Genomic DNA, 2,713 nt, shown 5'->3' on the forward strand with positions numbered 1-2,713 from the left:
CGCTGTATGAGGTTATCGGTTTGCTTAAAAAGGCCGTCTGAAACTGGCAAATCGGTTTCAGACGGCCTTTGGCATTGATTTCACGTGGTAACGCAGGTTTGAGATGAGCAATATCTTGCAGCAGGTGAACAGGCCTTAAATCATCAGCCGTAGGGCGGAGTGGCAACCCCTCCCTACAGTGCTTTCAGACGGCCTCTGGCATCCACTTCACGCTTTTAGAACAACCCGTGAATCACACCATTCTCATCCACGTCAATCTTCTCCGCCGCCGGTACTTTCGGCAGGCCGGGCATTTTCATCATGTTGCCGCACAGCGCCACGATAAAGCCCGCGCCGTTGGAGACGGTAATGCCGCGCACATTGATTCGGAAGCCTTCGGGGCGGCCGAGCAGGGCGGCGTTGTCGCTTAGTGAATATTGCGTTTTCGCCATGCACACCGGCAGTTTGTCGAGGCCGAGTTTTTCCAGCGCGGCGATTTCGGCCAAGGCTTCGGTGCTGAAATCGACATCGGCCGCGCCGTAGATTTTTTGGGCGATGGCACGGATTTTGTTCGGAATCGTGTCGTTGGTGTCGTAAGAGAATTGGAAGTGGTTCGGCTGCGTTTCGATGGCGTTGACGACTTTTTGCGCCAAATCCGCGCCGCCCGCGCCGCCTTTTTCCCACACTTCGGCCAGCGATACTTCTACGCCCTGCTCGGCGCAGGCCGTCTGAATCAGTTCCAATTCGGCATCGGTATCGGAAACGAAGCGGTTGAGCGCGACGACTACGGGCAGGCCGAACACGGTTTTCAGATTTTCAATGTGTTTCAAAAGATTAGGCAAACCTTTGGCCAGCGCGTCCAGATTCTCTTCTCCCAAATCGGCGCGCGCCACGCCGCCGTTGTATTTCAAGGCGCGCACGGTGGTGACGACCACGGCGGCATCGGGTTGCAATCCGGCCAAGCGGCATTTGATGTCGCAGAATTTTTCCGCACCCAAGTCCGCGCCGAAACCGGCTTCCGTCACCGCATAATCGCCCAAGTGTTTTGCCAAGCGGGTGGCAATCACGGAGTTGCAGCCGTGGGCGATGTTGGCAAACGGACCGCCGTGCACGAAGGCGGGCGTACCGGCGATGGTTTGGACCAGGTTGGGCTTAAGCGCATCTTTCAGCAAAGCCGCCATCGCGCCGTGGGCTTTCAAATCGCGGGCGTAAACCGCGCTGCCGTCTTTGGCGTAGGCCACCAGAATATTGCCCAACCGTTCTTTCAAATCGGTAATGTCTTTGGCGAGGCAGAACACGGCCATCACTTCGGAAGCGACGGTAATATCGAAGCCGTCGGCGCGCATCACGCCGTCCACGCTTTTGCCCATGCCGTCGATGATATTGCGCAGCTGGCGGTCGTTCATATCGACCACCCGGCGCCACAACACGCGTTTCGGGTCGATATTCAACTCATTGCCTTGGTAGATGTGGTTGTCGAGCATCGCCGCCAAAAGGTTGTTGGCCGCACCGATGGCGTGGAAGTCGCCGGTAAAGTGCAGGTTGATGTCTTCCATCGGCAACACTTGCGAATAACCGCCGCCCGCCGCACCGCCTTTCACGCCGAACACGGGGCCGAGCGACGGCTCGCGCAAGGCGATGACGGAATCTTTGCCGATATGGCGCAAGGCGTCTGCCAAACCGATGGTGACGGTGGTTTTACCTTCGCCCGCCGGAGTCGGGTTGATGGCGGTTACCAAAATCAGACGGCCTTGTTTTTTCGGCAGCTTAAACGCCGCCGCCGGATCAATTTTGGCTTTGTAATGGCCGTAAGGCTCGATAGTTTCGGCTTTCAGCCCCAGCTTGGCGGCAATTTCGCCAATCGGGCGCATGGTGGAAGATTGGGCGATTTCGGCATCGGTTTTAAAGCTCATAATTCCTCCTTGTCGGCTCGCTGCCTGATGGGAAGCATGCCGGTATAAACGGTCGGCCGCGGCTGGATGCGCGCGGGCATCGCAGTTATTATAGCGGCTTCTGCAGGCGGCGGGCAGCGGATTTTTGTGCTGCCGTTGCTGCGTTTTAATGCTTGGCGGCGGCCTGCTGCGGGCGGATGGAGAAAAGGAAAAGAGATGGGTGGAAATGCTTGGCTTTATTGGGCGATGGCTTCGGCCGGCTTTGCGGCGCTGACGGCGATTTTTGCCAAAGTCGGCTTACAAGGCATTGATTCGGATTTTGCCACGTTTATCCGCACGCTGGTGATTGTGGCGGCTTTGTGCCTATTTCTCACTTATACGGGAAAATGGCAGGGCGTGGGCGACTTTACGGGGCGCAACTGGGCGTTTCTGATTTTATCGGGCTTGGCCACGGGCGCTTCGTGGCTGGCTTATTTTAAAGCGCTGCAACTGGGCAACGCCTCGCAAGTTGCGCCGGTGGATAAATTCAGCTTGGTGCTGGTGGCGCTGATGGCGGTCATCTTTCTGGACGAGCGCCCGAGCGCGCAGGAATGGATAGGCTTGGGATTGGTCACGGCGGGCGTGTTGATGCTGGCTTTGAAGCGGTGACGCGGCGGGTGGCGATGCTTGCCTTGAGTTTGCCGAAGGGATAGCGTGAAAGGTGTGAAAAGCCGTCTGAAAATCGATGATTTTCAGACGGCTTTCGGTTTATTTAACTAAGGTGATTTAACTGTCGTCGGAGAAATTAAATTCTGATACAAGGCAGTGAGTCGCAGATCTGATACAAGGCAGTGAGTCGCAGA

2 protein-coding genes are annotated in these 2,713 nt (G+C 56.7%); one reads left to right on the plus strand and one right to left on the minus strand.

Translation table 11 applies throughout. The features are described 5' to 3' along the window. Window positions 1–215: 215 nt before the first annotated feature. Window positions 216–1,892, minus strand: a complete 1,677-nt coding sequence (locus tag BDE01S_RS09830; protein WP_066080963.1) for a formate--tetrahydrofolate ligase — start codon at window positions 1,890–1,892, stop codon at window positions 216–218. 195 nt (window positions 1,893–2,087) lie between these two features. On the opposite strand from BDE01S_RS09830, the gene BDE01S_RS09835 reads away from it, so the two are divergent. Beyond that, on the plus strand, window positions 2,088–2,519 hold the full coding sequence (locus tag BDE01S_RS09835) for an EamA family transporter (protein WP_066080966.1): 432 nt from the start codon (window positions 2,088–2,090) through the stop codon (window positions 2,517–2,519). Window positions 2,520–2,713: the final 194 nt, after the last annotated feature.

Origin of the sequence: Bergeriella denitrificans NBRC 102155 (assembly GCF_001592185.1) — a bacterium.
Classification (GTDB): domain Bacteria; phylum Pseudomonadota; class Gammaproteobacteria; order Burkholderiales; family Neisseriaceae; genus Neisseria; species Neisseria denitrificans.

Coding starts and splice junctions, on each gene's coding strand:
- BDE01S_RS09835 (WP_066080966.1), top strand. CDS start 2,088: ATGGGTGGAAATGCTTGGCTTTATTGGGCGATGGCTTCGGCCGGCTTT.
- BDE01S_RS09830 (WP_066080963.1), bottom strand. CDS start 1,892: ATGAGCTTTAAAACCGATGCCGAAATCGCCCAATCTTCCACCATGCGC.